Genomic DNA, 25,551 nt, shown 5'->3' on the forward strand with positions numbered 1-25,551 from the left:
ATCCGGCTGAAGGCACAGGCACGCGGGGAAGGAACGGCACTGACTGTCCACCAGCTCAACGAACTCCTGCTGATCTGCTCTCTGGTGCTGTTGATCGCCGTGGCCGCGGTGCGCGTCTCCTCGCGCAGCGGCCTCCCCAGCCTGCTCCTCTACCTCGGCATCGGGGTGGTGATAGGGCAGGACGGCATCTTCAACGTCAAGTTCGACAACGCCGAGCTGACGCAGGTCATCGGCTATGCCGCGCTCGTGGTGATCCTGGCCGAGGGCGGCCTGGGCACCAAGTGGAAAGAGATCAGACCGGCGTTGCCCGCCGCCGTCATGATGTCGACCGTCGGCGTCGCGGTGAGCGTCGGCGTCACGGCCGCCGCCGCCCACTACCTGGTCGGACTGGAGTGGCGCCAGGCGCTCATCGTCGGCGCTGTCGTCTCCTCGACGGACGCCGCGGCGGTCTTCTCGGTCCTGCGCAAAGTGCCCCTGCCCTCGCGCGTCACCGGCGTGCTGGAGGCCGAGTCCGGCTTCAACGACGCCCCCGTCGTCATCCTCGTGGTGGCCTTCTCCACCGCGGGCCCCGTCGACCACTGGTACCTGCTGATCGGCGAGATCGCGCTGGAACTGGCCATCGGCGCGGCCGTCGGCCTCGCGGTCGGCTGGCTCGGCGCCTTCGGACTGCGCCACGTCGCGCTGCCCGCGTCCGGCCTCTACCCCATCGCCGTGATGGCGATCGCGGTCGCCGCCTACGCCACCGGCGCCATCGCCCACGGCTCGGGCTTCCTCGCCGTGTACCTCGCCTCCATGGTCCTGGGGAACTCCAAGCTCCCGCACGCCCCGGCCAACCGCGGCTTCGCCGAGGGCCTGGGCTGGATCGCCCAGATCGGCATGTTCGTCCTGCTCGGCCTGCTGGTCACGCCGCACGAACTGGCCGACGACTTCTGGCCCGCGGTGATAGTGGGACTCGTCCTGACCGTGGTGGCCCGGCCGCTGTCCGTACTGATCAGCCTGGCGCCCTTCCGCATCCCCTGGCAGGAGCAGGCCCTCATGTCCTGGGCCGGCCTGCGCGGCGCCGTGCCCATCATCCTGGCGACCATCCCGATGGTCGCCGACATCGAGGGCAGCGAGAAGGTCTTCAACGTCGTCTTCGTGCTGGTCGTCGTCTACACCCTGATCCAGGGCCCCACCCTGCCCTGGCTCGCCAGGGCGCTGAAGCTCGGCGACTCCTCCGAGGCCGCCGACCTCGGGGTCGAATCCGCTCCCCTGGAGCGGCTGCGCGGGCACCTGCTGTCGGTCGCGATCCCGGAGAAGTCCAGGATGCACGGCGTGGAGGTCGGCGAGCTGCGGCTGCCCAAGGGCGCGGCCGTCACCCTCGTCGTACGCGACGGTTCGAGCTTCGTGCCGGGACCGACGACCGTCCTGCGGCGCGGCGACGAACTGCTGGTGGTCGCGACCGACCCGGTGCGGGACGCGGCCGAGGCCCGGCTGCGGGCCGTGGGCCAGGGCGGCAAGCTGGCGGGCTGGCTCGGCACCGGGGGCTGAGAGCCCGCGGCCGACCGGAAACGGCCCTCGTGCGTCGCGGAGCGACGGGGCGTGCTCACGCCCCGTCGCCCGCCATTCACAGGCCGGTGACGAGAATCGCAGCGCTTTCCCAGGACGATCAACAGCGTCCCCTGTACCATGAAGGCACATTGATCGACCAACTCTGCCTGATGCAGAGCTGGCGCGACCGTATGGCGGTCGAGGCGCCCTCCCGCAGTGAGCCGCCCGGCATCTACCGCAGTTCCGCGCAAGAGGACAGCTCTCGGCATCTCCCCTGTTCGGGAGAGCGCTACCAGGTGGCAGAAAGGCAAGGGCCGTGTCCCACACGGTCACCCCTGAGAAGCGGCCTGGATACGGACAGCTGCTGCGCACCCCCGGCGCCTGGACGTTCCTGCTGCCCGGCTTCCTGGCCAGGCAGCCCTTCGCGATGCTGACCATCGGCATCCTGCTGCTGGTCCAGCACACCACCGGTTCGTACGGCACCGCGGGCGCCGTCGCCGCCACCAGCGGTGTCTCCATGGCGCTCTTCGCCCCGCAGGGCGGCAAGCTCGCCGACCGGTTCGGACAGCGCGCCGTACTGGTCCCCGGCGTCCTGCTGCACGTCGCGTCCGTCTCGGCGCTCATCGCGCTCGCCCTGGCGGACGCGCCCCTGTGGGCGCTGTTCGCGGCCGCCGTGCCGACCGGTGCGTCGGTGCCGCAGATCGGCCCCATGGTGCGCGCCCGCTGGGCGGCCCGGCTGGGCGGCTCGCCCCTGATGCCGACGGCCGCGGCCTTCGAGTCCGTCACCGACGAGTTCACGTTCGTCGTCGGCCCCATCCTGGCCACCGCCCTGTGCACCGGCGTCCACCCCGCCGCCGGTCTGATCGCGGAAGCCGCGCTGACCCTCGTAGGCGGCCTGTTCTTCGCCGCACAGCGGCGCACCCAGCCCGCCCACGGCCGCACCGGCGCGAACGCCGCACAGCCGCACGCCTCCGCACTGTCCGTACCGGGCGTACGGGTCCTGGCCATCGCGTTCCTCGGGATCGGCTCCGTCTTCGGCGGCATGCAGGTCTCGCTGACCGCGTTCGCCGAGGAGATCGGCAACCCCGGCATCAACGGCGTGCTGTACGGAACCTTCGCGGCGGGCAACATGCTGGCGGGCATCGCCTGCGGCGCCATCGCCTGGAAGATCGGCCCGCAGCGCAGGCTGATCCTCGGGTACGTCGGCCTGACCCTCGCCGCGTCCGTCCTGTGGGCCGCGAACTCGGTGGTCCTGCTCGGCGCGCTCGGCCTGCTCGTGGGCCTGTGCATCGCGCCCGCGCTCATCACCGGCTACACGCTCGTCGAGTCGCTGGTACCCGCGAGCGCCCGCACCGAGGCGTTCACCTGGCTGACCGGTGCCGTGGCGCTGGGCCAGGCCGCCGCTGTGACCGTCGCAGGACGGCTCGCCGACGGGCACGGATCGAGCGCCGGATTCCTGGTGCCGCTCGTCGGCACCGCGCTGGCGCTGCTGACCCTGCTGACGCTGCGCTCGCGGCTCGTCCCGAGCGGCGAGGGGCGCACCGTGGCACGTGGCGTGGGTCACCGAGTTCCGGCCACGGTGGACTGATCCAGCGGAATACGTCACTATGGACCGTCGTTAGCACTCATCGAGTGAGAGTGCCAGGAGGAAGACAAGTGCCGACCTACCAGTACCAGTGCACCGAGTGCGGCGAGGGCCTTGAGGCCGTGCAGAAGTTCACCGACGACGCACTCACCGAGTGCCCCAGCTGCAAGGGACGCCTGAAGAAGGTGTTCTCGGCCGTCGGCATTGTCTTCAAGGGCTCCGGCTTCTACCGGAACGACAGCCGCGGCTCGTCGTCCAGCAGCTCGCCCGCGTCGTCCAAGACGTCGTCCTCGTCGGGCACGTCCTCGTCGGGCTCCACGGGCTCGTCCTCGGACAGCAAGCCCGCCGCCTCGTCGACGCCTTCCTCGTCGTCCTCGGCTTCTTCTTCGTCGTCGTCCTCGTCGAGCACGTCGGCCGCCTGATTCCAGCCTTCGCGCTGATTCCAGCCTTCGCGCAGGGCCCCGCTGTTTCGCACAGCGGGGCCCTGCGCGCACGTGTGCCCCGATAGTGTGATCGGCATGGCGAAGGCAGAGATCACAGCGGAGATCGGCGTCATCGGCGGCTCGGGGTTCTACTCCTTCCTGGAGGACGTGACCGAGCTGCGGGTGGAGACGCCGTACGGCGACCCCAGCGACTCGCTCTTCATCGGAGAGATCGGCGGAAGGCGCGTCGCCTTCCTGCCCCGGCACGGGCGCGGCCACCACCTGCCGCCGCACCGCATCAACTACCGCGCCAACCTGTGGGCGCTCCGGTCGGTCGGGGTGCGGCAGGTCATCGGCCCCTGCGCGGTGGGCGGCCTGCGCGCCGAGTACGGGCCGGGGACGCTGCTCGTGCCCGACCAGCTGGTCGACCGCACCAAGTCGCGCACCCAGACGTTCTACGACGGCGAGACCCCGGTCGACGGGACGCTGCCGAACGTGGTGCACCTGTCGTTCGCCGACCCGTACTGCCCCGAGGGGCGCGGGGCCGCGCTCGCGGCGGCGCGCGGGCGCGGCTGGGAGCCGGTCGACGGCGGGACGCTCGTCGTCGTCGAGGGGCCGCGCTTCTCGACGCGCGCCGAATCGCGGTGGCACGCGTCGATGGGCTGGTCGGTGGTCGGCATGACCGGGCACCCCGAGGCCGTGCTCGCCCGTGAACTGGGGCTCTGCTACACGACGATGACCCTGGTCACGGACTTGGACGCGGGCGCCGAGACCGGCGAGGGCGTCTCCCACGAGGAGGTGCTGAAGGTGTTCGCGGCCAATGTGGACCGGCTGCGCGGGGTGCTCTTCGACGCGGTGACCGGGCTGCCCGACGGGGCGTCCCGCGACTGCCTGTGCGCGCACGCGTTGGACGGGATCGACACGGGGATCGCGCTGCCGTAGCCGGGCCACGGCAAGGGGGCTCGGCACGGGCCGGGCGGAGCGGGCAGGCCAGCGGGTGAGCACGGGTCGGGCGGGCACGGGTCGGGTGAGCGGGTTTTCCACAACCGGTGAGTAGTCCACAGGCTTCAGCGGGATTTCCGCGGGGCGCGGATCGTGGTGGGTGTTGCTCCGGCGCCCGCCGCGAGCGGCATCCACACCCGTATCCGCTGACGCCTGGTGGTGATGGCCGTGCTCCGTTCCCCCGCCCTTTCGAGCCCTCCGACTCCCGCGCCGCCCGTGATGGCCGCGCTCCCCGTAATGGCCGCGCCGCCCGTGATGGCCTCGCCGCCCTTCGCGCCCGGTGGCGTGCCCGCGTTCGCCCCGGTGCGGGTGCGCGGCGGCAGGTGGCGGCCGCGGCGGATCCCGCGCGGGCGACGACGGGCGGTGGCGGCGGGGCTCGCGATGTCCGCCGCCGCGCTGGCCGCGGCGGCCGCCGCACCGGCGGGTGCCGGCGGCTCGGCGCCCGGCGCCGCCGGACCGCCTCCCGGAGCGCGGGAACGACCGGCCGAGACGGCGTCCGCTCCCGTACGCATCGCGGACGCCGCGACGGTCCGGCTGCTGCGCCCCGGAGACCTCGTCGACGTCGTCGCGGGCGCGGGCTCCCGGGCGGGTGCGCCGGGTGAGGCCCGGGTGGTCGCGGCGGGTGCCCGCGTGGCCGAAATCCCCCGGGCGCGCGAGACCGCCGCGGACGGCGGCGCCCTGGTCGTCCTCACCGTCCCGCGCGCCACGGCGGTGGCGCTGGCCGGCGCGGGCACTACGTCCCCACTGGCGGTGACGCTGCGGTGATTAGAACTGACGAAGAGTCAAGTCACCTGTTCGTGTGTACGGATTGGACGGCTATGCACCGCAGACGGCCTAATGGCTGCGCCAACTGCACATGCGACGAAAGGCACCGGCGTGGCTGGGGAAGACAAGCAGAGTCTGTTGGAGGGTTTCAAGGCCTTCCTGACGCGCGGAAACGTGATCGATCTAGCAGTCGCGGTGGTCATCGGTGCCGCGTTCACCAACATCGTCAACTCCGTGGTGAAGGGCGTCATCAACCCCATCGTGGGCGCCTTCGGCACCAAGGACCTGGAGTCGTACAGCTCCTGCCTCAAGGGCAGCTGCAAGACCGTGAACGGCGAGGTCGACGGCATCCAGATCATGTGGGGCTCGGTGCTCAGCGCCACGCTCAGCTTCCTGATCACCGCCGCCGTCGTCTACTTCCTGATGGTGCTGCCCATGGCCAAGTACCTCGCCAGGAAGAGCGCGCAGGACAGGGCGAAGGCGGGCGTCGAGGAGGTCATGGAGGTCAGCGAGCTGGAGGTCCTCAAGGAGATCCGCGACGCGCTGATCTCGCAGCGCGGCTCGGGGCACGGCAGCGCCTCGTAGTACGGGGCCGAGCGGCGCCGGGCCCCGCGGCACGGCGGGGCTCCGCCGTACGGACGGATCAGATGTGGTGGGGCGGCTTCTCGTCGAGGAAGCGCGCCAGGTCGGCGGCGCTGTCGCCGCTGGTACGGGGCTGCTCGCCCCACCCCCGGTCCGTGTCGTCCGACGACTGCTGGTCCAGCGGGTCGTCGAAGACGAGCCTCGGCTTCGGCTTCGCGTCGCGCGGTCCGGGGGTGGGGGCGGTACTCATGCCTCCAGGGTACGGCGGGCCTCAGCGGTCCTTCGGGTCGAGCCGCCACAGGCCCAGGACGACCAGGAACGACAGGCACAGGAACCCCGCACCCCACCAGGCCGTGCCTGTGTCGCCCCTCATCCACTCGTCGACGACCACGGTCAGGCCCCAGAGCTGGCCGATGACCACGGTGAGCGCCAGGGCGAGCCGGGCGGAGAGCTTCGAGGAACGCTCGGGCTCCTGCTCGGAGCCAGCGCCGGGGCCCGGCCCCGTGTGGCGGATACGGGGGTCGCCGTAGCCGCTGGTGGAGCGGATCTGCGGATAGCGCTCGTGGACCGGCCGGTTCAGCCGGGGCTCGGCGCTCCCCGGGTGGTAGGCGGGGCGCGGCGGCGCCTCGGGGGGTGTGCGCGGGTCGGGGGGTGTGCCCGGGTCGGGGGGCGGGGGCTGCTCGGTCATGTCGCCCTCCCCCGTTCCGTCCGGGGCTCGGGTTCCGCGGCGCCGGGGCACCGGAGCCTGGCCGCCATCTCGGGCCGCTCGTCGAGGAACTGCCGGCACAGCCCGTCCCTGACGCTCTCGCCCGAACGGGTGGTGCCCACCGCCCAGACGCTGCCGTCGAGCTCTTCGGTGAGCAGCACCTTGGGCAGCGGGCGCGGCGGCGGCCCCGCGGTCACCTCGCCGGTGCGGGCGTCGAAGACGCCCTCGTGGCAGGGGCAGTACAGCTCGCCCTCCTCGCCCCGCTCCTTGCGCCACAGGACGGCGCAGGCGAGGTGCGTGCAGACGGCGGAGTAGCCGACGAGGGTGCCGTCCGCCAGGCGTACGGCCACGGCGCGGTCCTCGTCGCCCGGGTAGCGGAAGGCGATCGACTCGCCGGGCGGCAGCTCTTCGGTGACCTTCTTCGGCTCGGGGGCGCCCTCGCTGTCGCCGTGGCGGTGCAGGACGCCCGAGGCGACGGCGACGCCACCGACGGCGAGACCGCCGGAGACGGTCGCGACGATGCGCAGGTAGTCGCGGCGGGTGGTGAGCGAATCGGCGGCGATCCGGTCGTGCAGGGCCGCCCGCGCGGCGTCCTTCGCCGGGCCCGCGGCCGGGTCTGCGGCCGGGTCCGTCGCCGGGGTCCTCGCCTCCGGGTCGTCGGCGGGCGGCTGCTGGTCGGTGACGGTCATCGCACGTCCCTGCCGTTCACTTCGACGATGGGGAGACCGCCGGGCACCGGCCACTGGACCTTGTCGGCGGGGACGACCACGGCGACCCCGGTGGAGACGACGACGTCGCCGAAGGTGAAGGAGTCGGCGACCTGGACGCCGGGGCGCTCGGCCGCGAGCTCTTCGAGGGTGCCGTAGAAGAGGGCACCGGTCGGGCAGACCGTGGCGCACATGGGGGCGAGGCCGTAGGCGGTGCGGTCGTAGCAGAGGTTGCACTTCATCTGGAGCTTCGCCGCCAGGTCGATCTTCGGGACGCCGAAGGGGCAGGCGTTGACGCAGTTGGCGCAGCCGATGCAGCGGGTGGTGTCGGCCTGCTGCACCACGCCGTCGGCGGTCACCAGGATCGCGTCGGCTGGGCAGACCTCGGCGCAGGGGGCGACCGGGTCCTCGCAGTGCATGCAGACGGTGGGAAGGGAGGCGACCGAGAACCCCTCGTCGGGGTAGTCGAGATGGATCATGGATTTGCCGCGGTGCGAGTCGCATTCGCGGCAGGCGGAGACGCACGCCTGGCAGCCGATGCAGCGCCCGGGGTCGATGAAGATCGTTCTGCCCATCATGCGGGCGTCAGCTCCTCTCCGCGGTGCCACGGCCCTGCGGGGACGTGGGCGGCAGGGGGTCGGTGCGGGAGACCTGGGTCGCCGGGTACGCCCGGTGGCCCGGCGCGGTCGGCGGTTCGGGGACCTCGTCGACGCGCTCGCCGCGCTCGATGCGGCAGGCGCAGACCTTGTACTCGGGGATCTTGGAGCGCGGGTCGAGGGCGTCGACGGTCAGGGCGTTGGCCGCGGTGGGGACCGGCCAGTGGTAGGGCACGAAGAAGGTGTCGGGGCGGATGGCCTCGGTGACCAGGGCGGGGAAGACCTCGCTTCCGCGGCGGGTGACGACGCGGACCGGGTCGCCGTTCTTGAAGCCGTGCGAGGGGTGGACCTCCACCCAGGGGCGGGGGGTCTGCTCGACGAGGGCGCCCAGGCGGCGGGTCTGGTTGCCGGAGAGGAAGTGGGCGACGGTGCGCCCGGTGGTGAGCGAGAAGGGGAACTCCTCGGAGTACGGATCCATGGGCGGGTGCCACTCCACTACTTGGAGGTGGACCTTGCCGTCCGGGTGGTAGGTGCGGCCGCCCTCGAAGAGGCGCGGGGTGCCCGGGTGGTCCGTGGTGGGGCAGGGCCAGGGGATGCCGCCGGTCTCCTCCAGCCGCTCGTACGTGATGCCGTAGTAGTCGTTGACCGTCCCGGCGGACGCGATGCGCAGCTCCTCGAAGACGGCGCGGGAGTCGGGGAAGTCGAACTTGTCCCCCGCGCCGAGCCTGCGGGCGAGTTCGCACATCACCCAGGTGTCGGTGCGGACGCCGGGCGGCGGGTCCTGGGCCTTGTTGTGCTTGACGACGCGGGCCTCGGTGTTGGCCATGACGCCCTCGTCCTCGGCCCACACCGTGACGGGGAAGACCACGTGCGCGTTGGCCGCGGTCTCGGAGAGGAAGAAGTCGAATTGGGCGTGGAATTCGAGGGTGTCGTAGCCCTGCTTGACCGTCCCGTAGTTGGGGAGGGAGACGAAGGGGTTGTTGCAGATGCCGATCAGACCGCGGATCTCGCGGCGGTTCATCTGCCAGACCATTTCCATCATCGAGGTGCCGGCGGGCGGCAGTTGCGACTCGTCGATGCCCCAGATCTCGCAGATCTGGCGGCGGTGCTCCTCGTTCGTGATCGAACGGCCGCCGGGGAGGAGGTCGGACTTCTGGCCGTGCTCGCGGCCGCCCTGGCCGTTGCCCTGGCCGGTGATGGTGCCGTAACCGGCGCCGGGGCGGCCGAGGTTGCCGGTGGCGACGCAGAGGTTGATGACGGAGAGGCAGTTCTCGACGCCCTGGGAGTGGTGCTCGATGCCCCTGGCGTGCATGGCCATGGCCTTGTCCGCGCCGCCGAAGACCCGGGCGACCCGGACGATCTGCTCCTCGGGGACGCCGCAGATCGCGGCGGAGCGGGACGGCGGGTACGCGGCGACGGTCTGCTTCACCTCCGCCCAGCCCGTGGTGTGCGCGGCGAGGAACGCCTCGTCGGTGAGGCCCTCGGCGACGACGACGTGCAGCACGGCGTTGAAGAACGCCGAGTCGGTGCCGGGCTTGAGGGCGACGTGGATGTCGGCGGTGCGGGCGACGGCGGTCTCGCGCGGATCGACGACGATCAGGGTGGCGCCGCGGTCCCTGGCGCCCCAGACGTACTGGGTCATGACGGGGAAGCACTCGCCGACGTTGGAGCCCGCGATGAGCAGGCAGTCGGTGAGGAGGATGTCGGAGAAGGGGTTGGCGGCCCGGTCGATGCCGAAGGAGAGCTTGTTGGCACCGGCGGCGGACACCATGCACAGGCGGCCGTTGTAGTCGACGTGCCGGGTGCGCAGGGCGACCCGGGCGAACTTGCCCACGAGGTACGTCTTCTCGGAGTAGAGGCTCGCCCCGCCGAGGAGGCCGAAGGCGTCGTTGCCGTGCGCGCCCTGGATGCGCCGGATCTCGGAGACCGTGAAGTCCAGCGCCTCCTCCCAGGACGCCTCGCGGAAGGGTTCGTCGCGGCTGTGGCGCAGCAGCGGAGCCGTCAGCCGGTCGGGGTGGTTGACCTGCTGATAGGCGTTGATGCCCTTGGGGCACAGCCGCATGCGGTTGATGTCGTGGTTGCGGGGCTCCACGCCGAAGACCTTCTGGTGCTTGTCGACGCGCAGGTACATCCCGCACTGGACGCCGCAGAAGCAGCAGTGGGTGGGGACGAGGGTCTCGCCGTTCTGGTCGGCGTGCCACCGGTCGGCCGGGATGCCGCCCGCGTCGCGGAAGTTCCGGGTGCCGGGCGGGGCGACGGACGGGTCGAGAGGGAGGTGCGGCCCGCTCACTTGTAGCCCTTCTTGACGTGGGAGAGGTAGGCGCCGCCGCGCAGGACGCGCTTGCAGCGCGGGCAGTACTCGGCCCATTGGGCGAAGCGGAGGTCCAGGTCGCGCATGGTGCCTTCGAGGTTCTCGACGTACGCGGTGGTGTCGATGGGCTCCCGGCAGCGGCGGCAGTGGAACAGACCGCCGTCGGCCCCCTGCCCGTCGCCCCCGTCCTGCCGGGCCGTGTACTTGAAGAGCTGCATGCCTACGGCGGCGGGGCGCTGCACGATGTGGAAGAACTTCCCGAACGGGACGTAGATGAGCGTGAAGACGACCGAGACCATGTGGAGGACCGCCAGGAACTCGTAGCCGCCGCCGTGCAGGAAGATCGACGAGAAGGTGAGGAGGAGACCGGTCACCGAGATCACGATCAGGGCGATCAGCGGGACCAGGTCGTAGGCGAAGCGCTGGCCGGTGATCGCGCCGCGGTCCTTCATCCGCCGCCACAGGAAGTACGAGGCGCCGGGGATGACGAGCACGGCGGCGACGTCCAGGCCGTGGAACATCAGCCAGCCGATGGCGTTCGCTGAGTCGAAGCCGAGGACCTTGAAGCCCCAGACCCGCATCTCGTAGCCGGGGCCCGAGCCGGTGGAGGAGGTGAAGGTGAACCAGCCCCAGGTGAGCGGGAAGGTGATCGCGGCGGCCAGCACGCAGCCCCAGAAGATCAGCTGGTGGGCGGCCCAGCGGGCGTGCGAGCGGGCGCCGAGGAACTTCTGGAAGCCGAGGTAGGTGGCCGCCATCCTGGGCAGGGCGGTGGGCGCCCTGCGGAAGTTGGCGGCGGAGAAGAGGCTGCGCCAGCCCTGGCGGAAGAGGCGGCGGGCGCCGGGGGCCGAGACCCAGACGGTGTAGCGGTAGGCGACGCCGAAGGCGAGGAAGACGGTCGCGACGGCGTACGGCAGGAGCGCGGAGTCGAAGTCGCGCAGCAGGCGGCTGCCGAAGACGATCGCGGCGACGAGGAGGAGGGAGACGGCCGCGCCGACGAGGGTGGCGCGGCCGGTGACCGAGGGACCGGCCGCGCGCGGGGCGGCGGGTGGAGCGGCGGACGGGGCGGCGGACGGGGCGGCGGACGGGGCCGGGGGCGCGAGGGTGGTGGTGACGCCCGGGGCCGGTGGCGTGACCGGGGCCGGGGCCGGGGCCGGTGGCGTGACCGGGGCCGGGGCCGGGGGCGTGGCTGGGGGCGGACCGTCCGGGGCGCGGGTGGGGCCGGAGGCCTGGCGGGGGTCTGGGGGTGGGGCGGGAGGGCCGTCGGGCGGGGGCGCTGGTGGCTCGGTCACGCGGCCACGGTAGGGGCGGTTCGGGCATTGTGCCTGTTTTGTACGGGTGTCCGGGTGGGCGGGTCCCTCAGATGGCGCGCAGGCCGTGGGCGGCGAAGACCTCGCGGGCCGCGGCCACCTGGCCGGGGGTGGGCGACGGGGTGTCGTGGAGCGTGAAGGGCTTGCCCAGGGCCTCCCACTTCGCCTCGCCCAGCTTGTGGAAGGGCAGGACGTCGACGCGGGTGACGGTGGGGAGCGTGGCGGCGAAGGAGGCCACGCCCTCGATGTTGGCGGGGTCGTCGGTGAGGCCGGGGACCAGGACGAAACGGAGGTGGATCTCCTTGCCGAGAGCGGCGAGGCGGCGCGCGAAGGCGAGCGTCGGCTCCAGGTCGCGGCCGGTGACCTCGCGGTAGGTGGCACGGTCCCAGGACTTGATGTCGAGGAGCACCAGGTCGACGTCGCGCAGCAGGGCGTCGGTGGCGCGGGCGCCGAGGAAGCCCGAGGTGTCGAGCGCGGTGTGCAGCCCCAGCTCGTGCTTGAAGCGGTGGAACAGCTCGCCCGCGAAGACCGGCTGGAGCAGCGGCTCGCCGCCGCTGACGGTCGCGCCGCCGCCCGCCGCGCGGATGAAGGCCGTGTACTTGGCCGCCTCGGCGACGATCTCGTCCGCCGCGACCCGTCGGCCGTTGCGCATGCGCATCGTGTCGGGGTTGTGGCAGTAGAGGCAGGCCAGCGGGCAGCCGGAGAGGAAGGTGACGAAGCGCGTGCCCGGTCCGTCCACCCCGGTGGACAGGTCCCAGGAGTGGACCGTGCCGCTGCTGGGACGGTGCGTGGCGGCGGCCGCGGGAGTGGCGGCGGTGGCCGCGGGGGTGACGGCGGCCTCGGGGGTGGCGGACCGGTCGACGACGTCCATCTCAGAGCGCCCCGTGGAACGTGCGGTTGATGACGTCCAGTTGCTGGTCGCGGGTGAGGCGGATGAAGTTCACCGCGTAGCCCGAGACCCGGATCGTCAGCTGGGGGTAGTTCTCCGGGTGTTCCACGGCGTCCTCCAGGGTCGCCCTGTCCAGCACGTTGACGTTCATGTGGAAGCCGCCGCTCGCCGTGAAGCCGTCCAGCACTCCCGCGAGGTTCCGGACGCGTTCGTCGGGCGTGCGGCCCAGCGCGTCGGGGGTGATGGTGTTCGTCAGCGAGATGCCGTCCTCCGCGTCGTCGTACGGCAGCTTGGCGACGGACAGGGCCGAGGCGATGTAGCCGTGTTCGTCGCGGCCGTTCATCGGGTTGGCGCCCGGGGCGAACGGGGTGCCCGCGCGCCGCCCGTCGGGGGTGTTGCCGGTCTTCTTGCCGTAGACGACGTTGGAGGTGATCGTCAGCACGGACTGGGTGTGGACGGCGTCGCGGTACGTGGGGTGCTTGCGGACCTTGCGCATGAACTCGCGGACGACGTGCCGCGCGATCCCGTCGGCGCGGTCGTCGTTGTTGCCGTACGCCGGGTAGTCGCCCTCGATCTCGTAGTCGACCGCGAGCCCGGTCCCGTCGCGGACCACCCTGACCCTGGCGTGCCGGATCGCCGACAGGGAGTCCGCCGCGACCGACAGGCCCGCGATGCCGCACGCCATGGTGCGCAGGACCTCGCGGTCGTGCAGCGCCATCTCGATGCGCTCGTAGGCGTACTTGTCGTGCATGTAGTGGATGACGTTGAGCGCGTGGACGTACGTCTTCGCCAGCCACTCCAGCATCGCGTCGTAGCGCTCGGCGACCTCCTCGTACTCCAGGTACTCCCCCGTCAGCGGCTCGAAGCCCTCGACGACGGTCTTGCCTGTCATCTCGTCGCGGCCGCCGTTGATCGCGTACAGCAACGCCTTGGCGACGTTGACGCGGGCGCCGAAGAACTGCATCTGCTTGCCGACCGCCATCGCGGAGACGCAGCAGGCGATGGCCGTGTCGTCGCCGTACTTGGGGCGCATCAGCTCGTCGGACTCGAACTGGATGGCCGAGGTGTCGATGGCGACGCGCGCCGCGAACTCCTTGAACCCGGCGGGCAGTCGGCTCGACCAGAAGACCGTGAGGTTGGGCTCGGGGGCCGGGCCGAGGTTGTAGAGGGTCTGGAGGGCGCGGAAGGTGGTGCGCGAGACGAGCGGGCGGCCGTCGTCGCCGATGCCCGCCAGGGACCAGGTGACCCAGGTGGGGTCGCCGCTGTAGAGCTCGTTGTACTCGGGGGTGCGCAGGAAGCGGACGATGCGGAGCTTGATGACGAAGTCGTCGACGAGCTCCTGGGCCCGGGACTCGGTGATGCGTCCGGCCGCGAGGTCGCGCTGGAGGTAGACGTCGAGGAACGCGTCGATGCGGCCGATCGACATGGCGGCGCCGTTCTGCTCCTTCACGGCGGCGAGGTAGGCGAAGTACAGCCACTGCACGGCTTCGCGGCCCGTGGTGGCGGGGCCCGCGATGTCGTAGCCGTACGAGAGGGCCATGGCCTTCAGTTCGTCCAGCGCCTTGATCTGCTCCGAGGTCTCCTCGCGGGCGCGGATGACGTCCTCGGTGGGCCACTGGGCGTCCAGTTCGCGCTTGGCGTCCCGCTTGTCGGCGACGAGGCGGTCCACGCCGTAGAGCGCGACGCGGCGGTAGTCGCCGATGATGCGGCCGCGGCCGTAGGCGTCGGGCAGGCCGGTGATGATGCCCGACGAGCGGCAGGCGCGGATCTCGGGCGTGTACGCGTCGAAGACGCCCTCGTTGTGCGTCTTGCGCAGGTGCGTGTAGATCTCGCGGACCTGGGGATCGGCCTCGTAGCCGTAGGCGTCGAGGGCGCCCTCGACCATGCGCCAGCCGCCGGCCGGCATGATGGCGCGCTTCAGCGGGGCGTCGGTCTGGAGGCCGACGATCAGGTCCTCGTGGTCGTCGGCGGTGCCGTGGACGTAGCCGGGGCCGAAGGCGTCGATGCGCGAGGGGGTCCGCACGTCGACGTCGTGGACGCCCTTGGCGTTCTCCTCGGGGAACATCGCGAGGAGCCTGCCCCAGAGCGCGGTGGTGCGCGCGGTGGGGCCCGCGAGGAAGGAGCCGTCGCCCTCGTACGGCGTGTAGTTGCGCTGCACGAAGTCGCGGACGTCGATCGCCTCCCGCCACCGTCCGCCCTCGAAGCCCTCCCAGGCTCCGGCCGCCGTCTTCTCCGCAGGGGTCGCGGTCATGGTGCGCACCTTCCGCTCGCTGTGCTCTCGCTCCCCTCCATTCCACTCCCGAGGGCCGCCCGAAAGGCTCGCCGATGGTCACCAGCGCGGGGCCCAAGGTCCCTCTTTTCGCCGCGATCCTCTGAAGGAAAGCCGCTGACCTGCGGTTACGGCAAGGACTTTGGACCATGGTTCGCTTGTGAATGCATTCACAAATAATGTTCCGTACCCCCACCCCGGTACGAAAAACCCGCCCGCCGCGCGCCACCGCTCCCCCGCCCCGCCCGCCTCTGCTGTCCTGACGGGCATGGTCCGCACAACCCCCCGCATGGCTCCCCGCAGCCGCACCGAGGCGCACCGCGCCGCCACCCCGCTGGAGCTCTTCTTCGACCTGTGCTTCGTCGTCGCCGTCGCCCAGGCGGGCGCCCGCCTGGTGCACGACGTCGCGGAGGGGCACTTCGGCCACGGCCTCGCCGCCTACCTCGCGGTCTTCGCGGCCGTCTGGTGGGCGTGGATGAACTTCACCTGGTTCGCCTCCGCCTACGACTGCGACGACGTGCCGTACCGCGTCATGACCCTCGTGCAGATCACCGGCGTGCTGATCTTCGCGGCCGGGATCCCGCGCGCCTTCGACAACGGCGACTGGACCGTCGGCGTCATCGGCTACGCCGTCATGCGCCTCGCCCTCGCCGGCCAGTGGCTGCGCGCCGCCCTGTCGACCGGGGGCGCGGACCGCAGGGTCGCGCTGCGGTACGCGGCCGGGGTGGCCGTGTGCCAGGTCGGCTGGGTCGCGATGCTCCTCGTGCCCGACTCCGCGCGCAACTGGGCCTTCGTCGCCCTCTTCCTCTGCGAGCTGTCCGTCCCCGCGCTCGCCGAGCGCGACCACCAGACGCCCTGGCACCCGCACCACATCGCGGAGCGGTACGGGCTGTTCACGATCATCGTGCTGGGCGAGACGATCGCCGCGGCGACCGTCGCCGTGCAGGAGGCGCTGAACGAGCACGACGAGCTGTGGCGGCTGGTGCCGATCGCGGGCGGCGGGCTGCTCATCGTCTTCGCCGCGTACTGGATCTACTTCGCCGTGCCGATCCACGACCACCTGCGCTCCAACCGGCAGGCGTTCCTGTGGGGTTACGGGCACGTGCTGGTCTTCGGTTCGGCCGCCGCGATCGGGGCGGGCATCGAGATCGCGGTGGAGCAGACGGACGGCAAGGCGCACATCTCCACGACCGCCGCGTCCGCCGCCGTGACGATCCCCGCCGCGCTGTTCCTGCTGGCCGTGTGGGCGCTGCACTCGCGGCACTTCAAGCGCACCGCAGCGCAGCAGCTCACGCTGCCGGTCGCGGCGGCGCTGGTCCTCGCGTCGACGTTCGCCGGGCACTGGGCGGTACTGGTGGCGGGGCTGGTCGCGGCGGCCACGGTCGCGGTGGGCGTGACGCTCGCCGCACGCGCGCCGCGGACGTGACTCCGCGGCACACCGGAGTCCTGGCCCCGCAGCGCACCGGAGACGTGACCTCCGCCTCGCACCGGAGACGTGACGCTCGCCGCACGCGCGGTCCCTGCGCGCGACTCCCGTGGTACGCATGGGCCCCATGGCCACTCATGACGTACGGGACCACGCGCCGCGCAGCGGGCCGCTCGACGCCCTGACCGATGTGGCCGGCCTGCGGGTCGGCCACGCGCGCGTGCCGGGCGCCGGGGCGCTGAGCGGCACCACGGTCGTCCTCGCGCCCGAGGGCGGGGCGGTGGCGGCCGTGGACGTGCGGGGCGGCGGCCCCGGCACCCGGGAGACGGACGCGCTGGATCCGCGCAACCTCGTGCAGCGGGTGGAGGCGATCGTGCTGACCGGCGGCAGCGCGTACGGGCTGGACGCGGCGGGCGGGGTGATGGCCTGGCTGGAGGAGCGGGGGCGCGGGGTTCGGGTCGGTCCGCGCCGCGAGCAGGTCGTGCCGGTGGTGCCCGCGGCCTGCGTCTACGACCTGGGGCGCGGCGGCGACTGGCGGGCCAGGCCGGACGCGGCGACCGGGTACGCGGCGGTGGCGGCGGCGGCCGGTTCGGGCGACGGCGCGCCGGTCGGGCAGGGGAACGCGGGGGCGGGCGCGGGCGCGGTGGTCGGCCTGGTCAAGGGCGGGGTGGGGACGGCCAGCGCGGTCCTGCCCGACGGGACGACGGTGGCCGCGCTGGTCGTGGCGAACGCGGCGGGCTCGGCGGTCGATCCGCTGACGGGCGTGCTGTACGGGGAGTACCTGGCGGGGCGGCCCGCGTACCCCGGTCCCGGGGTGCACGCGCACGCGGCGCGGCGGCTCGCCGAACTGACGCCCGCACGGGCGGACTTCTCGGCGCGGCCGCTCAACACGACGCTCGCGGTGGTCGCCACGGACGCGGAGTTGACGCGCGCGCAGGCGCAGAAGCTCGCGGGGACGGCGCACGACGGCATGGCGCGCGCCCTCCGGCCGGTGCACCTGCTGAACGACGGCGACACGGTCTTCGCGCTCGCCACCGGCGCGCGCCCCCTGGCGCACGGCGATCCGCTCGCGCTGAACGCGGTGTTGGCGGTCGGCGCGGACCTGGTGACCAGGGCGATCGTGAAGGCGCTGCGGGCGGCGGAGGGGATCGAGGGGCCGGGTGGAACGTTTCCTTCGTACACGGAGCTGTATGGAATGGGATGACCGCGACAGGGCGTTGGGGCTGCGGGAACCTTCCGGGGCCCCTCCGCGTTTTTCCGAACCCGGGACGCGTTGTCAGACCCAGGTACTACCTTAAGCACGCATTGAGTGACACGCAGCGACGGCGACTGCCTGGAGAGAGCACCTTGAACGATCCGAACGAGACCACGGAGAAACACCTTTCGCGACTCCTGGGTCGGGCCCTCAACTCCTTCGACCTGTCCGACGCGACGGTCGAGCGGCTGGAGACGGCCCTGGCCCACGCCAGCGCGCTGCACTCCTCGCACCACAGCCAGAGCCTCCAGCGCGAGACCTACCGGCACACGTACCTGCTGGCGGACGGCAGCGCGCTCAGCCTGTGGGAGCTGATCCACTCCACGGCGGGCCAGGACGGTCCGCAGTACGAGGTGTACGAGGAGGAGGCCGAGGCGCATCTCGCGGCGTCCCGGCTCGCGGCGGCGTTCCCCGGGTCCGTGGCGTTCCCCGACGAGGACGCGGAGTCGGACCTGGAGGTGCTCGCCGCACTGATGTCGGCCCCGCCCGCGCCGCTGCCCCGGATGTACGTGCCGGACAACTCCGCGGACCACGCCCGCCGGGTGCTGCGCCGCGCGGAGAACGAGGACCGGCCGGGCTGGGAGCTGTCGCACCGGCTGCGGGCCGCGTTCGCCCACCACATCACGCGGGTGTACGGCAGGCAGTGCGTGGTCGGCGGCAAGGAGGCCGGCTTCACGCTGTACGAGCACGCGTTCCTGCTGCTCGACGGCAGCGAGGCGAGCCTGTGGGAGATAGAGCACACGGCCACCCCCGACGGCCGCCAGATGTGCGAGGTGTACGGGGACGAGCGCGCCGCGCGCCAGGCGATGGAGCACCGGGCGCAGGTGCGCTGACGCGGGGCGGCGGAGGTCCGGCCCTCCAGGAGTTCGGGAGTTCGGAGGTCCAGAAGTCCGGGAGTCCGGGAGTCCCCCGGAGGGCGGGGCCCTGTCACTCTGGGAGCATGAAGCACGCAGACGAGTACGTCGCCCGATTCCACCGCGAGGCTCGGGACTTCGAGGCCGCGCTGCGCACCGCGGCGCGCGCCGACGCCGCGCCCCTCGTCCCCTCCTGCCCCGGCTGGTCGATCGCCGACCTGGCCGCCCACCTGGGCGGTGTGCACCGGTTCGTGGCCCGGATCCTGCGCGACCGCCTCCAGGTGCCGCCCGACACCTCCGACTTGACGCTCTTCGAACTGCCCGCCGACCTCACGGGCTGGCCCGATCCCGCGAAGGGGCCGCACACCGGGCCGCTCCACCCCCAGTTGCCCGACTGGTTCGCGCGCGGGGCCACCGCGCTGGAGGAGCTGCTGCGGAGCGGCTCGGACGACGATCCGGTGTGGTCGTGGTCGGCGGACCACACGGCTGGGTTCTGGCTGCGCGTGCAGACCGTCGAGGCGGCCGTGCACCGCTGGGACGCCCAGGGCGCGCTGGGCGAACGCGCGCCGATCGACGCGGAGTTGGCCGCTGAGGCGGTGGGGCTGCACTTCGGGCTGCTGGTGCCGGGGTGGCGCGCGATGGGGAGTGCGCCGCGGGGCGGGGGCGAGCGGTTCGCCTTCCGTCGCACGGACGGGGGCGGTGGCGCTTGGACCGTGTCCTTCGAGGGCGACGAGGTGCGGGTCGCCGAGGGCGGGGCGGAGGCGGCCGACGTGACGGTCTCGGGCGGGGCGGCGGAGCTGCTGCTGTTCCTCTGGGGCCGGGTGCCGGCGGAGCGGATGGGGGTGGCCGGGGATCGCGAACTCCTCCCCCGCCTCTTCGAGCTCGCGCCCAATCCGTAGCTCCCCCGCGAACCGGCGAATCCCCCGCGCCCCCGAAGGGGCGCGGGGAACCGCGGGAGAGTGGAGCACACGCCGGGCGTACCCTCCCGGCCGGACTACGCGAGCACCGACTCCCGCTCCTTCGCGGGCGCCCCGCCCGCCGCCTCGGCCTCCGCGTGCTGCCTCGGCTTCCGCGGCAGCGCGAACATCAGCAGGAAGATCGCCGCGAGCACCGCCACGACCCACCACAGCGCGTTCTCGAACGCGTTCGCGTACGCCGCCCCGATCTCCGTCGGCGCGATCCGCTCGTCGATCGTGCCGAAGAAGACCACCGACACCAGCGCGAGCCCCACCGCGTTGCCCATCTGCTGCACGGTGTTGATCAGCCCGGACGCCGATCCGGCGTGCTCGCGCGGCACCTCGGAGAGGACCGCGTCCGTCAGCGGCGCGACGATCAGGCCCATGCCCAGGCCCATCACGACCAGCGGCGGGACCATCTGCCAGGGCGCGATGTCCAGGCCGTAGTGCGAGGCCAGCGCGATGTAGAGCAGCAGCCCCGCCACCATCGTCGCGGCACCCGCCTGAAGCACCTTGCGGCCGAAGCGCGGCACCAGCTTCTGTACGGAGATCGCCGCGGCGAACGACACCGCGATGGAGAACGGGATGCCCGTCGCGCCCGCCTTCAGCGCGCTCCAGCCGAGTCCGACCTGCATGTACAGCGTCCAGACCAGGAAGAAGACGCCGAGCGCGAGACCGAAGGTCAGCTGCACGGCGATGCCCGCCGCGAAGCTCTTCACCTTGAACAGCGACAGCTCGATCAGCGGCGACCCGTCGCGCCGCGCCTTCGCCCTCTCGTACGCGACCAGCGCGCCGAACAGGACGGGGCTGGCGGCCATCAGGACGAAGCCCCACAGCGGCCAGTCCAGCTCGCGGCCCCGGGTCAGCGGGTAGACCAGCGCCATCAGCGCGGCGACCACCAGGACCACGCCCACCAGGTCGAGCTTGAGCGCCTTGGGGGCCTTCGACTCCTGGATGAACTTCGTGCCGAGGATCAGGCCCGCGATGCCGACGGGCAGGTTGATCAGGAAGATCGGGCGCCATTCGAGGCCGAAGATGTTCCACTCGGTGAGCAGCGCGCCCAGCAGCGGTCCGGAGACCGCGCCGAGGCCGACGACCATGCCGAAGAGCCCGAAGACCTTGCCGCGCTCCTCCGCGGGGAACGTCGCGTGCACGATCGACAGCACCTGCGGCACCATCAGCGCGGCCATCGCGCCCTGGAGGACGCGGGAGGCGACGAGCATCTCCGGACCGGCGGCGAAGCCGCAGAGCGCGGAGGCGAGGGTGAAGCCCGCGATGCCTATCAGGAAGATCCGCTTGCGGCCGTAGATGTCGCCGAGGCGGCCACCGGTGATCAGCCCGCCCGCGAAGGCGAGCGCGTACCCCGCGGTGATCCACTGGATCGCGCTGAGCGTCGCGCCCGTGTCCTGCTGGATGCTCGGGATCGCGATGTTGACGATCGTGACGTCGACGAGGTCCATGAAGGCCGCCGTCATCACGATGGCCAGCGCGAACCACCTGCGGCGGTCCTGCCGGTCCGTGGGCCGCACGGACTCTGCGGGGAGGGGTGAGGAGGTCATGGGAAGAAGTTAGACCGCCATTAGGTCAGATCGTGTCCCAATTAACCGTCACCCTGGGTCCATGACCGATACCCCGGCAAGGCTGCTGAATCTCCTGTCCCTGCTCCAGACTCCGCGCGAGTGGCCCGGCAGCGAGCTGGCCGAGCGGCTGTCCGTGAGCGCGCGCACGATCCGCCGCGACATCGACCGGCTCCGCGACCTCGGCTATCCGGTGGAGGCGTCGAAGGGCGCGGTGGGCGGGTACCGGCTGGTCGCGGGCGCCGCGATGCCGCCGCTGCTCCTCGACGACGAGGAGGCCGTGGCGATCGCGGTCGGCCTGCGGGCTGGCGCGGGGCACGCCATCGAGGGCGTGGACGAGGCGTCCGTACGGGCCCTGGCCAAGCTGGAGCAGGTGCTGCCGGCCCGGCTGCGGCACCGCGTCTCCACGCTCCAGCACGCGACGCTGCCGCTGACCAGGGGCGACGGCGCGTCCGTCGACCCGCGCACCCTGACGGTGATGGCGGGGGCGGTGACGGGGCGGGAGCGGCTGCGGTTCGCGTACCGCGCGGGGGACGGGACGCCGTCGAAGCGGCAGGTGGAGCCGTACCGGCTGGTGTCGACGGGGTACCGCTGGTACCTGGTGGCGTACGACCTGGACCGGGCGGACTGGCGGACGTTCCGGGTGGACCGGGTGAGCGAGCCGTTCGCCACGGGGGCGCGGTTCGCGCCGCGCGAGCTGCCGACGCAGGACGCGGCGCAGCTGCTGGGCGCGTCGCTGGCGCGGTCGGGGCGGCCGGAGCACGAGGTGGACGTGGTGTTCGACGCGCCGGCGGAGTTCGTGGCGGCGCGGCTGCCGGGGACGCTGGGGGTGCCCGAGGCGCTGGAGTCGGGGGGCTGCCGGCTGCGGGCGACGTCGAGCGATTCGGTGGAGTGGCTGGCGGTGCGGCTGGCGCTGGTGGACTGCGAGTTCACCGTCCGGGGGCCGGCGGAGCTGCGGGAGTACGTACGGGGGCTGAGCGGGCGCCTCGCACGGGCGGCGGCGAAGTAGGAGCGCGCCGGAAGGGGCGCGGGGCGGGGCGCTGGCCGCCGCGGGGGCAGGGGGCCCTCCTTCGCGCAGGGGGAAGCCCCGGTACCGGGGGGGGGAGGGGTACCGGGGCCGTTCTCGGGGCGCGGGGGCCCGCCGCGCGGCGTTACGCCACCGCGTCGAAGCCCGTGTCGTGCGCCATCTTCTTCAGCTCCAGCAGCGCGTGCTTCTCGATCTGCCGGATCCGCTCCCGCGTCAGCCCGTGCTCCTTGCCGACCTCCGTGAGCGTCCGCTCCCGGCCGTCCTCGATCCCGTACCGCATCTTGATGATCGACGCGGTCCTGTTGTCGAGCTTGCCGATGAGCCCGTCCAGCTCCTCGCTGCGCAGCAGCGTCAGCACGGACTGCTCGGGCGACACCGCCGAGGTGTCTTCGAGGAGGTCGCCGAACTGGGTCTCGCCCTCGTCGTCCACCGACATGTTCAGCGAGACCGGGTCGCGCGCCCAGTCGAGCACGTCGCTGACGCGCTCGGGCTTCGCGCCCAGCTCCGCGGCGATCTCCGCGTGCTCCGGGTCGCGGCCGTGCTCGCGGTTGAACTCCCGCTGCACGCGCCGGATCCGGCCGAGTTCCTCGACGAGGTGGACGGGGAGGCGGATCGTGCGCGACTGGTCGGCTATCGACCGGGTGATGGCCTGGCGGATCCACCACGTCGCGTACGTCGAGAACTTGAAGCCCTTCGCGTAGTCGAACTTCTCAACCGCCCGTACGAGACCGGCGTTTCCCTCCTGGATCAGGTCCAGGAGCGGCAGCCCCGCCCTCGGGTAGCGCCGGGCGACGGCGACGACGAGGCGGAGGTTGGAACGGATGAAGACGTCCTTGGCGCGCTCGCCCTCGTCGGCCAGGGCCTGGAGCTCCTCGCGCGAGGCGCCGCCCGCATCGCTGTCCGCGATCTCGCCGTCGAGTATCTGCCGGGCGTACACACCCGCCTCGATGGTCTGCGAGAGCTCGACCTCCTTGGCGGCGTCGAGCAGGGGCGTGCGCGCGATCTCGTCGAGATACATGCCGACCAGGTCGCGGTCGGCGATCTCCCCGCCCACGACGCGAGCGCTGCTTGCCCGGCTGGTCCCCTCGGTGGCGGACTGACGGCGGGCGACGGCACGGGTTGCCATGCGTGCTCCCTTGCTGAGTAGGTCGCGACACCCTCTCGGGTGCCCTGCATCCGATGGAAACAACGACTGGAATCCGGACAGAATTCCCATGCCGCCCATTGAATTTTGCGATCATGCAGTACCCTGTGCCGCCACACGAGGAGGACGGATTCCGATGTCACAGATGGAAGTGCAGGTCAGGCCGGGTACGGAGGCCGATCTGACGGCCCTCACGGAGCTTTACAACCACTACATCCGTGAGACGGCGATCACATTCGACACGGAGCCGATCACTCCCGACGAGCGCCGCCCTTGGCTGCTCTCCCACCCTGAAGACGGCCCCCACCGCCTCCTGGTTGCTCGCGATGTCCAGAATGACCGGCTTCTGGGGTACGCGACGAGCAGCCCGTTCCGCCCCAAGGCCGCGTACGCCACCTCCGTGGAGGTCAGCGTCTACTGCGCCCCCGACGCGGGCGGCCGGGGCGTCGGCACGCTCCTGTACAAGGCGCTCTTCGAGGCCCTGGCCGACGAGGACGTCCACCGCGCGTACGCGGGCATCACGGTCCCCAACGAGGCCTCGGTCCGCCTCCACGAACGCTTCGGCTTCGCCCACACGGGCACGCACGGCGAGGTGGGCCGGAAGTTCGGCGCGTACTGGGACGTGGCCTGGTACGAGAAGAAGCTCTGAGCACCGCGAGGGGGCGGCGCCGAAACGTTGCCCCCTCACCGGTCCGGGTGAAGCGATCACCCGTTCCCCCGCGCAGGCGGTCGTACGCCCCTTACCTTCCCGATGTCGCTTGTGCCGTTAGGACGCACACGCCCACACTGAAGGAGGAGGTGCTGCACCATGACCGCTCTCGCCCACGAGGCACCCGAGATCGAGGCCACCGTGCCGGAGTCCCCCGTTCGTCACGTTCCCGACGTTCCCGACCTGGACGAGGTTCTCTGGCAGGCGTGGAAGGCCATGGAACTCCCTGAGGGCTTCCGCGCCGAGATCATCGAGGGAGCCATCGAGGTGTCACCCACCGGCCGCGCCAACCACGGCAGGATCCACAACCGTCTGCGTCGAGCCCTGGACGCGTTCCTCGCCGAGAGCGAGTACGCGGCCTACCAGGACTTCAACGTGGTGCACGACCGCAAGGTCTGGATCCCGGACATCATCGTCGCCCCCGAGGACGACGAGCCGCACCTCGACGAGGACGGCCTGGGGTTCAACGCCTCCGCCGTCGCCCTCGTCGTCGAAGTCGTCTCCCCCGGCCACCGCGACCGCCAGCGCGACCGCGCCCGCAAGCGCCGCGAGTACGCCCGCGCGGGCATCCCCGTGTACGTGCTGGTCGACAGCCACGACGAGGGCGGTACGGTCACCGTCCTGACCGGGCCCAACCCCAAGAAGGGCGACTGGGTGGGCGAGCACCGCGTCCCGTACGGCACCGGGGTCACCGTCCCCGACGGCCCCCTCAAGGGCTTCGCCGTCACCGAGGACATCACCGGGCCGGTCCGCCCGAAGGACTAGGGCAGAGGCCGGGGGCCGGTCTAGGGCCGCAGACCGTTACCGAGCCTTCCCCCGCCGCCCTACCGTCGGCCCATGGACACCAAGGGCGAGACCTCCACCCGTATCCCCGACACCTCCGGCACCCTCGACGAGGCGCTCCAGCGGCTGCACGCGGCCGGGCCCGAACGCCAGGGCTGGCTCAGCAACCACGCGCCCATGGCCGTCGAGGCACTGGTGCGGAACGGGCAGGCGCCGGTCGTCCACCGGTGGCTCGACCACTACCGGGCCAAGCTGGAGGACATGCCCGGCACCAGCGCCCGCATCACCGCCGCGACCTGGCGCGAGGCCCTGGGAGACCCGACCCGCATCGGCGACTGGACCCGGTACTTCGAGCGCGAGACAGCCGAGCGGCCCTGGCGCGAGGTGCTCGCCGAGTGGTGGCCGCGCCTGCTGCCCGGCATCGCCGCGGGCGCCACCCACCCCGTGATCCGCGTCGGCCACGCCGTGCGGACGCTCCTGGAGGGCGCCGCGACCGCGCCCCGCGTCACCGAGCTGGCCCACGGCCTGGGCTACTGGGCCGCACGCCACCAGCCCCTCCCCCCGCTCACCGCGCTGGACGCCGCCCCGAGCGCCCGCGCCGCGCTGGACGCCGTGCCCCGCGTGCCCGACCAGTCCCGGGGCATCGTGCACCGCCTCGCGCAGCTCTCCGCCTTTCCCGCGTGGGGCACCGCCCCCGACCCGGACGCCGCGCGCGCCCTGCTGACCGAGCTGGTCACCGCCGCGACCCACCGCTACGCCACCCACGGCCACGGCGAGCCGGTCATGCTGGTGCACGCCGCGACGGCGCCCAACGCCGTGCTGCGCGCCCTGCCCGCGCTCCCCCGCGAACTGTGGGCGCCGAGCCTGGCGGCGGCCTGGGCGGCGAGCGCGGCGGTCACGGCCGCGTACGCGCCCGCCGAGGCCGCCCCGTACGCCCGCACCCCGCTCACGCCCGAGGAGGTCTTCGAGCGGGCGGCGCTGCACGGCGACGACCACACGATCAAGTTCACGGACACCGCGCTCGACGTCGGCGGGGACGTCGCGCTGGCGGCGGCGGTCCGGTCGATCGAGCTGAACGAGCCCGCGCTCTAGCGGGCCGGGCGTCGGGGCGACCGGCGAGGCTGCCGTCGGGGCGACCGGCGTCCACGG

24 protein-coding genes are annotated in these 25,551 nt (G+C 72.4%); 14 read left to right on the top strand and 10 right to left on the bottom strand.

Annotated features, from left to right (window positions below; all coding sequences use genetic code 11):
• Nucleotides 1-84 precede the first annotated feature (84 nt).
• The 6 genes from ACIBNE_RS07025 (at nt 85) to mscL (ending at nt 5,889) form a co-directional block, all read left to right on the top strand.
• Nucleotides 85-1,530 carry a potassium/proton antiporter gene (locus ACIBNE_RS07025; RefSeq protein ID WP_399270418.1) on the top strand — a complete coding sequence of 482 codons (1,446 nt, stop codon included), beginning with the start codon at nt 85-87 and terminating at the stop codon, nt 1,528-1,530.
• A gap of 316 nt (nt 1,531-1,846) precedes the next feature.
• Nucleotides 1,847-3,118, top strand: coding sequence for an MFS transporter (locus ACIBNE_RS07030; protein WP_399270419.1), 1,272 nt, complete (start codon nt 1,847-1,849; stop codon nt 3,116-3,118).
• A gap of 68 nt (nt 3,119-3,186) precedes the next feature.
• Entirely contained in the window at nt 3,187-3,537 is a 351-nt protein-coding gene (locus ACIBNE_RS07035; protein WP_399270420.1) for an FmdB family zinc ribbon protein, read from the top strand.
• A 96-nt stretch (nt 3,538-3,633) separates the two neighbouring features.
• Entirely contained in the window at nt 3,634-4,479 is an 846-nt protein-coding gene (locus ACIBNE_RS07040; RefSeq protein WP_399270421.1) for an S-methyl-5'-thioadenosine phosphorylase, read from the top strand.
• Nucleotides 4,480-4,776: 297 nt separating this feature from the next.
• Nucleotides 4,777-5,304: a hypothetical protein gene (locus ACIBNE_RS07045; RefSeq protein ID WP_399270422.1), complete on the top strand. Its 528-nt coding sequence runs from the start codon at nt 4,777-4,779 to the stop codon at nt 5,302-5,304.
• A 72-nt stretch (nt 5,305-5,376) separates the two neighbouring features.
• A complete protein-coding gene (gene mscL, locus ACIBNE_RS07050) occupies nt 5,377-5,889 on the top strand; it encodes a large conductance mechanosensitive channel protein MscL (protein WP_399270423.1) in 513 nt (170 codons plus the stop codon).
• Between the two features lie 58 nt (nt 5,890-5,947).
• Here the strand turns inward: mscL and ACIBNE_RS07055 are convergent, their stop codons facing one another.
• The 8 genes from ACIBNE_RS07055 to pflB all read right to left on the bottom strand — a co-directional run bounded on the left by ACIBNE_RS07055 (nt 5,948) and on the right by pflB (nt 14,653).
• Nucleotides 5,948-6,136 carry a hypothetical protein gene (locus tag ACIBNE_RS07055; protein ID WP_399270424.1) on the bottom strand — a complete coding sequence of 63 codons (189 nt, stop codon included), beginning with the start codon at nt 6,134-6,136 and terminating at the stop codon, nt 5,948-5,950.
• Nucleotides 6,137-6,157: 21 nt separating this feature from the next.
• Nucleotides 6,158-6,574, bottom strand: a complete 417-nt coding sequence (locus ACIBNE_RS07060; protein WP_399270425.1) for a hypothetical protein — start codon at nt 6,572-6,574, stop codon at nt 6,158-6,160.
• Complete coding sequence (locus tag ACIBNE_RS07065; RefSeq protein WP_399270426.1) at nt 6,571-7,281, bottom strand: ubiquinol-cytochrome c reductase iron-sulfur subunit; 711 nt, start codon at nt 7,279-7,281, stop codon at nt 6,571-6,573. Before ACIBNE_RS07065 ends, ACIBNE_RS07060 begins: the two co-directional genes overlap by 4 nt.
• On the bottom strand, nt 7,278-7,877 hold the full coding sequence (locus ACIBNE_RS07070; RefSeq protein ID WP_399270427.1) for a 4Fe-4S dicluster domain-containing protein: 600 nt from the start codon (nt 7,875-7,877) through the stop codon (nt 7,278-7,280). Before ACIBNE_RS07070 ends, ACIBNE_RS07065 begins: the two co-directional genes overlap by 4 nt.
• 7 nt (nt 7,878-7,884) lie before the next feature.
• The gene (locus ACIBNE_RS07075; RefSeq protein WP_399270428.1) at nt 7,885-10,185 is read right to left on the bottom strand and encodes a molybdopterin oxidoreductase family protein; all 2,301 of its coding nucleotides are present in this window, start codon (nt 10,183-10,185) and stop codon (nt 7,885-7,887) included.
• Complete coding sequence (locus ACIBNE_RS07080) at nt 10,182-11,495, bottom strand: MFS transporter (RefSeq protein ID WP_399270429.1); 1,314 nt, start codon at nt 11,493-11,495, stop codon at nt 10,182-10,184. The genes ACIBNE_RS07075 and ACIBNE_RS07080 overlap by 4 nt, the downstream gene beginning before the upstream one ends.
• Nucleotides 11,496-11,562: 67 nt before the next feature.
• A complete protein-coding gene (gene pflA / locus ACIBNE_RS07085) occupies nt 11,563-12,384 on the bottom strand; it encodes a pyruvate formate-lyase-activating protein (protein ID WP_399270430.1) in 822 nt (273 codons plus the stop codon).
• Nucleotide 12,385: 1 nt separating this feature from the next.
• Nucleotides 12,386-14,653: a formate C-acetyltransferase gene (pflB, locus tag ACIBNE_RS07090; protein WP_399270431.1), complete on the bottom strand. Its 2,268-nt coding sequence runs from the start codon at nt 14,651-14,653 to the stop codon at nt 12,386-12,388.
• Nucleotides 14,654-14,960: 307 nt separating this feature from the next.
• Here pflB and ACIBNE_RS07095 point away from each other — a divergent pair, with 307 nt between their 5' ends.
• The 4 genes from ACIBNE_RS07095 to ACIBNE_RS07110 all read left to right on the top strand — a co-directional run bounded on the left by ACIBNE_RS07095 (nt 14,961) and on the right by ACIBNE_RS07110 (nt 19,105).
• Nucleotides 14,961-16,097, top strand: a complete 1,137-nt coding sequence (locus ACIBNE_RS07095; RefSeq protein WP_399270432.1) for a low temperature requirement protein A — start codon at nt 14,961-14,963, stop codon at nt 16,095-16,097.
• Between the two features lie 127 nt (nt 16,098-16,224).
• Nucleotides 16,225-17,301: a P1 family peptidase gene (locus ACIBNE_RS07100; RefSeq protein WP_399270433.1), complete on the top strand. Its 1,077-nt coding sequence runs from the start codon at nt 16,225-16,227 to the stop codon at nt 17,299-17,301.
• 143 nt (nt 17,302-17,444) lie between these two features.
• Complete coding sequence (locus tag ACIBNE_RS07105; protein ID WP_399270434.1) at nt 17,445-18,185, top strand: DUF6227 family protein; 741 nt, start codon at nt 17,445-17,447, stop codon at nt 18,183-18,185.
• Nucleotides 18,186-18,292: 107 nt separating this feature from the next.
• Entirely contained in the window at nt 18,293-19,105 is an 813-nt protein-coding gene (locus ACIBNE_RS07110) for a maleylpyruvate isomerase family mycothiol-dependent enzyme (protein WP_399270435.1), read from the top strand.
• Between the two features lie 95 nt (nt 19,106-19,200).
• Here the strand turns inward: ACIBNE_RS07110 and ACIBNE_RS07115 are convergent, their stop codons facing one another.
• Nucleotides 19,201-20,721: an MFS transporter gene (locus ACIBNE_RS07115; protein ID WP_399270436.1), complete on the bottom strand. Its 1,521-nt coding sequence runs from the start codon at nt 20,719-20,721 to the stop codon at nt 19,201-19,203.
• A 61-nt stretch (nt 20,722-20,782) separates the two neighbouring features.
• On the opposite strand from ACIBNE_RS07115, the gene ACIBNE_RS07120 reads away from it, so the two are divergent.
• Nucleotides 20,783-21,748 carry a helix-turn-helix transcriptional regulator gene (locus ACIBNE_RS07120; protein ID WP_399270437.1) on the top strand — a complete coding sequence of 322 codons (966 nt, stop codon included), beginning with the start codon at nt 20,783-20,785 and terminating at the stop codon, nt 21,746-21,748.
• 142 nt (nt 21,749-21,890) lie between these two features.
• On the opposite strand, the gene ACIBNE_RS07125 is transcribed toward ACIBNE_RS07120, so the two are convergent.
• Nucleotides 21,891-22,892, bottom strand: a complete 1,002-nt coding sequence (locus tag ACIBNE_RS07125; RefSeq protein ID WP_399270438.1) for an RNA polymerase sigma factor RpoD/SigA — start codon at nt 22,890-22,892, stop codon at nt 21,891-21,893.
• Between the two features lie 154 nt (nt 22,893-23,046).
• On the opposite strand from ACIBNE_RS07125, the gene ACIBNE_RS07130 reads away from it, so the two are divergent.
• The 3 genes from ACIBNE_RS07130 (at nt 23,047) to ACIBNE_RS07140 (ending at nt 25,494) form a co-directional block, all read left to right on the top strand.
• Nucleotides 23,047-23,559 carry a GNAT family N-acetyltransferase gene (locus ACIBNE_RS07130; RefSeq protein WP_399270439.1) on the top strand — a complete coding sequence of 171 codons (513 nt, stop codon included), beginning with the start codon at nt 23,047-23,049 and terminating at the stop codon, nt 23,557-23,559.
• Nucleotides 23,560-23,718: 159 nt separating this feature from the next.
• On the top strand, nt 23,719-24,384 hold the full coding sequence (locus ACIBNE_RS07135; protein WP_399270440.1) for a Uma2 family endonuclease: 666 nt from the start codon (nt 23,719-23,721) through the stop codon (nt 24,382-24,384).
• Nucleotides 24,385-24,456: 72 nt separating this feature from the next.
• Nucleotides 24,457-25,494, top strand: a complete 1,038-nt coding sequence (locus tag ACIBNE_RS07140; RefSeq protein WP_399270441.1) for a questin oxidase family protein — start codon at nt 24,457-24,459, stop codon at nt 25,492-25,494.
• The last annotated feature ends 57 nt before the right edge of the window (nt 25,495-25,551 follow it).

This window comes from Streptomyces sp. NPDC050504 (assembly GCF_044458065.1).
In the GTDB taxonomy this organism is placed as follows: Bacteria; Actinomycetota; Actinomycetes; order Streptomycetales; family Streptomycetaceae; genus Streptomyces.

Excerpts from the sequence above, each read along its gene's own strand:
- ACIBNE_RS07040 (WP_399270421.1), top strand. The coding sequence starts at position 3,634 with ATGGCGAAGGCAGAGATCACAGCGGAGATCGGCGTCATCGGCGGCTCG.
- ACIBNE_RS07045 (WP_399270422.1), top strand. The coding sequence starts at position 4,777 with ATGGCCGCGCCGCCCGTGATGGCCTCGCCGCCCTTCGCGCCCGGTGGC.
- mscL (WP_399270423.1), top strand. The coding sequence starts at position 5,377 with ATGGCTGCGCCAACTGCACATGCGACGAAAGGCACCGGCGTGGCTGGG.
- ACIBNE_RS07055 (WP_399270424.1), bottom strand. The coding sequence starts at position 6,136 with ATGAGTACCGCCCCCACCCCCGGACCGCGCGACGCGAAGCCGAAGCCG.
- ACIBNE_RS07060 (WP_399270425.1), bottom strand. The coding sequence starts at position 6,574 with ATGACCGAGCAGCCCCCGCCCCCCGACCCGGGCACACCCCCCGACCCG.
- ACIBNE_RS07065 (WP_399270426.1), bottom strand. The coding sequence starts at position 7,281 with ATGACCGTCACCGACCAGCAGCCGCCCGCCGACGACCCGGAGGCGAGG.
- ACIBNE_RS07070 (WP_399270427.1), bottom strand. The coding sequence starts at position 7,877 with ATGATGGGCAGAACGATCTTCATCGACCCCGGGCGCTGCATCGGCTGC.
- pflA (WP_399270430.1), bottom strand. The coding sequence starts at position 12,384 with ATGGACGTCGTCGACCGGTCCGCCACCCCCGAGGCCGCCGTCACCCCC.
- pflB (WP_399270431.1), bottom strand. The coding sequence starts at position 14,653 with ATGACCGCGACCCCTGCGGAGAAGACGGCGGCCGGAGCCTGGGAGGGC.
- ACIBNE_RS07095 (WP_399270432.1), top strand. The coding sequence starts at position 14,961 with ATGGCTCCCCGCAGCCGCACCGAGGCGCACCGCGCCGCCACCCCGCTG.
- ACIBNE_RS07100 (WP_399270433.1), top strand. The coding sequence starts at position 16,225 with ATGGCCACTCATGACGTACGGGACCACGCGCCGCGCAGCGGGCCGCTC.
- ACIBNE_RS07110 (WP_399270435.1), top strand. The coding sequence starts at position 18,293 with ATGAAGCACGCAGACGAGTACGTCGCCCGATTCCACCGCGAGGCTCGG.
- ACIBNE_RS07115 (WP_399270436.1), bottom strand. The coding sequence starts at position 20,721 with ATGACCTCCTCACCCCTCCCCGCAGAGTCCGTGCGGCCCACGGACCGG.
- ACIBNE_RS07120 (WP_399270437.1), top strand. The coding sequence starts at position 20,783 with ATGACCGATACCCCGGCAAGGCTGCTGAATCTCCTGTCCCTGCTCCAG.
- ACIBNE_RS07125 (WP_399270438.1), bottom strand. The coding sequence starts at position 22,892 with ATGGCAACCCGTGCCGTCGCCCGCCGTCAGTCCGCCACCGAGGGGACC.
- ACIBNE_RS07130 (WP_399270439.1), top strand. The coding sequence starts at position 23,047 with ATGTCACAGATGGAAGTGCAGGTCAGGCCGGGTACGGAGGCCGATCTG.
- ACIBNE_RS07135 (WP_399270440.1), top strand. The coding sequence starts at position 23,719 with ATGACCGCTCTCGCCCACGAGGCACCCGAGATCGAGGCCACCGTGCCG.
- ACIBNE_RS07140 (WP_399270441.1), top strand. The coding sequence starts at position 24,457 with ATGGACACCAAGGGCGAGACCTCCACCCGTATCCCCGACACCTCCGGC.